Source organism: Streptomyces canarius, from assembly GCF_014650735.1.
In the GTDB taxonomy this organism is placed as follows: Bacteria; Actinomycetota; Actinomycetes; order Streptomycetales; family Streptomycetaceae; genus Streptomyces; species Streptomyces olivaceoviridis.
In genome coordinates this window covers 53,053-59,052 of record NZ_BMVN01000046.1, presented here as the reverse complement: position 1 = coordinate 59,052, position 6,000 = coordinate 53,053, and the positions used below count along the sequence as shown (strand labels likewise).

General features: G+C 67.1%; 5 protein-coding genes. All 5 read right to left on the bottom strand.

Annotation, left to right across the window (positions count from 1 at the left end; all coding sequences use genetic code 11):
- On the bottom strand, positions 1-515 hold a 515-nt coding region (locus tag IE294_RS38315), incomplete at its 3' end, for an ATP-binding cassette domain-containing protein (RefSeq protein ID WP_189893918.1).
- 13 nt (positions 516-528) lie between these two features.
- Positions 529-1,590, bottom strand: coding sequence for an ABC transporter ATP-binding protein (locus IE294_RS38310; RefSeq protein ID WP_189893917.1), 1,062 nt, complete (start codon positions 1,588-1,590; stop codon positions 529-531).
- 15 nt (positions 1,591-1,605) lie between these two features.
- Complete coding sequence (locus IE294_RS38305; protein ID WP_014674771.1) at positions 1,606-2,583, bottom strand: ABC transporter permease; 978 nt, start codon at positions 2,581-2,583, stop codon at positions 1,606-1,608.
- A 92-nt stretch (positions 2,584-2,675) separates the two neighbouring features.
- On the bottom strand, positions 2,676-4,469 hold the full coding sequence (locus IE294_RS38300; RefSeq protein WP_189893915.1) for an ABC transporter substrate-binding protein: 1,794 nt from the start codon (positions 4,467-4,469) through the stop codon (positions 2,676-2,678).
- Between the two features lie 104 nt (positions 4,470-4,573).
- Positions 4,574-5,614 (bottom strand): ABC transporter permease, encoded by a 1,041-nt coding sequence (locus tag IE294_RS38295; protein ID WP_189893913.1) that lies wholly within the window; start codon positions 5,612-5,614, stop codon positions 4,574-4,576.
- Positions 5,615-6,000 lie beyond the last annotated feature (386 nt).

The window sequence follows — 6,000 nt, the reverse complement described above, 5'->3', positions numbered from 1 at the left end:
TGCGGGAAGCGGTTGTAGTGCTCGGGGTTGAGACCGACGATCTCCAGCAGCTCGCGGACCCGCCGCTCCCGGCCGCCCTCCGGGTTGATGCCGTTGATCTCCATCGGCCCCGAAATGATCTTGCCGACCGTCTGCCGCGGGTTCAGCGAGGCGTACGGGTCCTGGAAGATCATCTGGATCTCGGAGCGGATCGGCGCGAGTTGCTTGCGGTTCGCGTGGCTGATGTCCCGGCCGCGGTAGGTGATCGTGCCGCTGGTCGGCTCCAGCAGGCGGGTGATGAGCCGGCCGGTGGTCGACTTGCCGCAGCCGGACTCGCCGACCAGGCCCAGGCTCTCGCCCTCGGCGACCTGGAAGTCCAGGCCGTCGACGGCCTGCACCGCGCCGACCGTGCGCCGGATCGGGAAGCCGCCCTTGACCGGGAAGTGCTTGACCAGCCCCGAGACCTTCAGCAGCGGCTCGGGCACCGCGTCGTCACCGGCCTCGCGGGTGGTGGGGAGGACCAGGTCCTCTTTCATGACGGTTGTCCTCCTAGCCCAGACGGGGCCTGATCTCTTCGATGAAGATGGTGCGTTTCTGCTCCGCGCCCAGATGGCACGCCGAGGCACGGTCCGGCCCCAGCAGCGGGCGCTCGGTGACGCACCGGTCACCCGCGACCCGGTCCCGGAAGGTGCACCGGGGGTGGAAGCGGCAGCCGGTCGGCGGGTTGAGCAGGCTCGGCGGGGTGCCGGGGATCGGCGAGAGCGGGGTGCCGAGGTCGGAGTCCAGCCGGGGCATGGAGTTCAGCAGGCCCCAGGTGTACGGGTGTTGCGGCGCCCTGAGCACCTCGTCGACGGTGCCGCGCTCCACCGCGCGCCCGGCGTACATGACCATGATGTCGTCGGCCATGTCGGCGATGACCCCGAGGTCGTGGGTGATGAAGACGATCGCCGTGCCGAACTCCCGCTGGAGGTTCTTGAGCAGGTCCAGGATCTGCGCCTGCACGGTCACGTCCAGCGCCGTGGTCGGCTCGTCGGCGATCAGCAGGTCCGGGTCGCACACCAGCGCCATGGCGATCATCGCGCGCTGGCGCATACCGCCGGAGAACTGGTGCGGGTAGTCCCGCGCGCGTTCCTTGGGGTTGGGGATGCCGACCTTGGCGAGCATCTCCACGGCCCGCTCCCAGGCGGCGCGCTTCGAGGCGCCCGTGTGCTTCATGTACGGCTCGGCGATCTGCCGGCCGATGGTGTAGAAGGGCGACAGCGCGGTGAGGGGGTCCTGGAAGATCATCGCCATCCGGTTGCCGCGGAGCTTCTCCATCTCCTTCTCGGTGGCGGTGATCAGTTCCTTGCCGTCGAGGAGGATCTCCCCGTCGATCGTCGTGAACATCGGGTCGTGCAGCCCGAGGACCGTCAGGTTGGTGACCGACTTGCCCGAGCCCGACTCGCCCACGATGCCGAGGGTCTTCCCGCGGTGCAGGTCGAAGGAGAGGCCGTCGACGGCCCTGACCGGGCCGTCCTCGGTGGAGAACGTCACCTGGAGATCGCGTACCGAGAGGAATCCGTCCGGCCCGGCCGGGGCCGGTGCCCCCTCGGCCTTGGTCACTGTGGTCACGATGGCTGGTTCTTCCTAGGAGAGCCGGATGCGGGGGTCGATCCACGCGTAGGTGATGTCGGTCAGGATGTTGATGATCAGGATGAAGAAGGCGCCGAACAGCATGACCCCCATGGTCAGCGGCAGGTCCTTGTTGACCGCGCCGTCCACGGCGAGCCGGCCGATCCCCTGGAGGGAGAAGGTCAGTTCGGTGACGACGGCACCGCCCAGCATGGAGCTGACGTCGATGCCGAGCACGGTGACGATCGGGATGAGCGAGCCGCGCCACGCGTAGCGCAGGAAGACGTACTTGCGCGACATGCCCTTGGCCCGGGCGGTGCGCACATGGTCCTCGGCGAGCTGTTCGATCATCGAGGAGCGCGCCATACGGGTGTACTGCGCGGTGAAGATCGTGGCCATCACGCAGACCGGGATCGACATCCCGACGAACCAGCCGACCGGGTCCTGGGTGAGGGGCACGTACTTGGGGTCCTCCATCCAGCCGGTGCTGTAGACGAGGACCGTCAGCACGATCGGGCCGAGGAAGTAGATCTGGAACGAGCTCAGCACCATGGACGCGCCGGTGGCGACCTTGTCGACCAGTGTCCCGCGCCGGTAGGCGGCGATCATGCCCGCGCCGACCCCGATGACGAGGAAGACGATCGCGCCGCCGGCGGTCAGGGTGAGGGTCAGCGGGAACCGGTCCATGATGGTGCTCCAGACCATGTCCCCCGAGTAGAACGACACGCCCAGGCAGGGGGCCGAGCAGTGCCCGGTCGGGAAGTCGCGGCCCGTCACGATGCCGGACATGAAGTCCCAGAACTGCTGGGCCAGGGGCAGGTTGAGCCCGAGGGCCTCCCGGATGTCCGCGAGCCGCTGGGGCGAACAGTCCTTGCCGCAGGCCAGGGAGGCGTAGTCGGAGGGTGCGGCCACGAAGAGGAAGAACGTCGCCGCCCCGATGAGGAAGAGCGTGACGAAGGCGCCGACCGTGCGCCGGATGATGAACTGAAGCATGGCGGGCTGGCTCTCTGCGGAGACGGTGGGTAGGAGGCGCTCGGACAGGGGGCGCGCTCGCTGCGGAGCGCGCCCCCTTGATCAGCCGCGGGTCACGACTTCAGGTACAGCCGGGTGATGTCGATGAGGCTGGACACCGAGCCGTAGCGGGCACCGCCCACGTTGGAGCCGGAGATCTGGAACTGCTTCGTGTACCACAGCGGAGCCGCCGGGATGACGTTCTCCAGCAGGTAGTGGTGCGCTTCCTTCCAGGTCTTGGCGGCATCGGTCGGGTTCTGCGTCAGCGCCTTCTTGATGAGGGCGTCGACCTTCGGGTCCTTGACGTGCGAGTAGTTCGAGGAGCCGTCGAAGACCTGCGAGCCGTCGTAGATCGGGGTGACCACCGTGCCCGGGGACGGCCAGTCCTGGCCCCAGCCGGTGATGTAGGCGTCGTACGGGTTCTTGAGCTTGCCGATCTGCTCGTAGTAGCTCGCCGCGTCGACCTCCTTGGCGACGACGTCGAACCCGACCTTGGTCAGGGCGTCCTCGATGGCGACCTTGCGCTTCTGGCCGGCCTCGCTGTTGGCGTAGGCGAAGACGATCTTCTTCTCGGCGGCCGGGACGCTCTTGAGGATCTCCTTGGCCTTGGCGATGTTGCCCTGCGGGGTCTTCAGCCGGCCGTAGGGGTCGTAGCTCGGCTCGTAGCCGGGCAGCGTCGGGGCGAAGTAGTTCGGCGCGACGTCACCGCCGTAGGCGCCGCCCTCACCGGCGATGAGGGACTTGGAGTTGACCGCGTAGGTGACGGCCTCGCGGACCTTCTTGTCCTTGACCCGGTCGAGGTTGAAGGTCAGGGTCATGACGTAGGGCTGGTAGCCCTTGACCGTGCGCTTGCTGGCCTCCGGGTTGTTGATGACGTCCTGGATCTGCGTGGCCTCGACACCGTTGGTGAGCTGGATGGCGTTCTTGTTGTCACCCTCGTCGGCGATCAGGCGCTTGGTCTGGGTGGACTCGGTGACGCCGAACTGGATGGTGAAGCCGTCGACGTACTGGTGGCGCACGGAGTCGGTCTTCGGGTCCCAGTTGGTGTTCTTGACCAGCTTCAGGGTCTTGCCGGCCTTGTTCTCGGCGATCTTGTACGGGCCGGTGGCGACCGGCTTCTTCTCGTACCTCTCCTTGGTGTCGCCCTTCGCCGGGACGATGGAGTAGCCGGCCATGGCGAGCGTCTGCGGCAGGTCCGGGCGCGGCTGGTCGAAGTGGAAGACCACCGTCTTGTCGTCCGGGGTGTCCAGCACCGAGGCCGGCAGGTGCTTGCCGTCGAAGCCGCCGCCGGGCAGGGCCTTGCGGTAGTCGGCCCCGCTCAGCCAGGTCTGGAGGTAGGTCGGGCCGTCGAAGACGAACTTCGCGTACAGGCGCTCGACGCTGTGCCGGACGTCGGCCGAGGTGATCGGGTTGCCGTTCTCGTCCTTGATGCCGTCCTTCAGCGTGAAGGTCCAGGTCTTCCCGCCCTCGGAGGACTTGCCGGAGTCGGTGGCGAGGTCACCGACGACGGACACGTTGCCTTTGTCGTCCTCCTGGAACTGGGTCAGGCGGCGGAAGAGCAGGTTGGCGACCTGGCCGGCATCGGAGACGTAGATCTGGGCGGGGTCCAGGTGGGACAGGCCCGCCTCCTGGTACACCGTGATCGTGCCGCCGGGTTTGGCGCCGGGCACGTCCTTCGCGGGTCCGGTCGAGCCCGCGGCGTCGACATAGGTGACCGCCTTCGACTGGACCGCCGCTTCCTTCTGGTCCTTCTTGGAGTCCTTGCCGGACTTGCCGCCCTCGTTCTTGGAGCAGCCCGTGAGAGCCAGGGAGCCGGCCGCGATGGCGATCACTACGGCACGCGCTCCGCGGGCGCGATGAGACATCATGTGGCGAATCCACCTACCTGTCGGTTGTTATCCGTGAGATCTGCCGGGCGCCGGCCGGGTGCGGGCCGGCGGGGGCGGCAGCCACCCCCCACCCAACGGACGACCTACCGCCCGGACTTGGGGTCGAACGCGTCCCGTACGGAGTCCCCCAGGAGGTTGAAGCACAGGACGAAGACCACCAGCGCCAACCCGGGGAAGAACATGAACGCCGGGTCCTGCTCGGCGTACCGGGCGCCGGCGGCGAAGAGGCGTCCCCAGTCGGGCGTCGGCTCGACGAACCCCACACCCGCGAAGGACAGGAAGGCGATGCTGAGGATGGTGCTGGGCAGTTGGTACGTGAACTGCACCAGGATCGGGGTGACGACGTTGGGCAGGATCTCCTTGCGCACGATCCGCCACGGCGAGGCGCCCGAGACCTTGGCCGCCTCCACGAACTCCCGTTCGCGCAGGGACAGTACGGTCGACCGGACGATGCGGGCCATGCCCATCCAGCCCAGCAGCCACAGCACGATCAGCATGGCCAGGGCGCGGAAGTAGGTCGGCGTCTCCTCTCGGGGGTCCACGAAGAAGGACGTGACGACGGGCATGAAGGCGATGAAGAACAGCTGTTGCGGGAAGGAGAGGAAGAAGTCGGTGCCGCGTCCGATCCAGTAGTCCGTGCGACCGCCGGAGTAGCCGCCGATCAGGCCGATCACGACACCGGTGACCATGATGAGCACGGTGATGCCGAGCGCCATGTACAGCGAGGTGCGCATGCCGTACAGCAGCATGGCGTAGAGGTCGCGGCCGTACTGCGGCTCGACGCCGAACCAGTGGTCGCCGGAGACGCCCCCCAAGTAACCCAGCGGAAGCCCGAATTCGTCGAGGACGGGCTTGTCGGCGTAGGTGGGATCCTGGCCGTACAGGGTGTACGGATCAGTGCCCGTCAGCTTCACCAGCAGCGGTGCGAGCAGGGCGACGACGAAGTAGCCGATCACCACCACGGCGCAGATGACGCCCGTGCGGTCGCGCTTGAAGCGCAGCCACATCAGCTGGCCGGGGGACCGGCCCGCGAGCGTGACGGGTTCGCTCTTCGTCTCCGGCCCTGGTGCGCCGTCGACGACGACCGAAGCCCCGCCGCCCTCCACATTGATAGGACTTGTCACGGTTCGTCCGTTTCACAGGTATAAGCGGGAGAGGTGTCCGCGTACTCCGAGAACGCGCGTGACCGCAGTCGGACGCGCGTAGTTACCGGGGTTCCCTCCTCAAGACCTCACGTGTTCACCAACTGTCGAGGGTTTCCGTCTTCCCTCCGACACCCCTGACGGAGGGTCAGAAACCCTGTGGTGCTCGTGAGTCGGCGCTGTCCCCACAGCGCGAGACCCATTGACCCGAGCGCTACGCGGCTAACTATCTGCCATGGGTCGACCACCGACCACTGCCCGTAGATCTCAATTCAGTCACAGCTGGCGCCTAGACCTTCCAAAATCTGGACAAACTGTTCGTCAGAAGAAGGCGCGAAACGGACTTGTTACATGGCTATCGGGCAGCG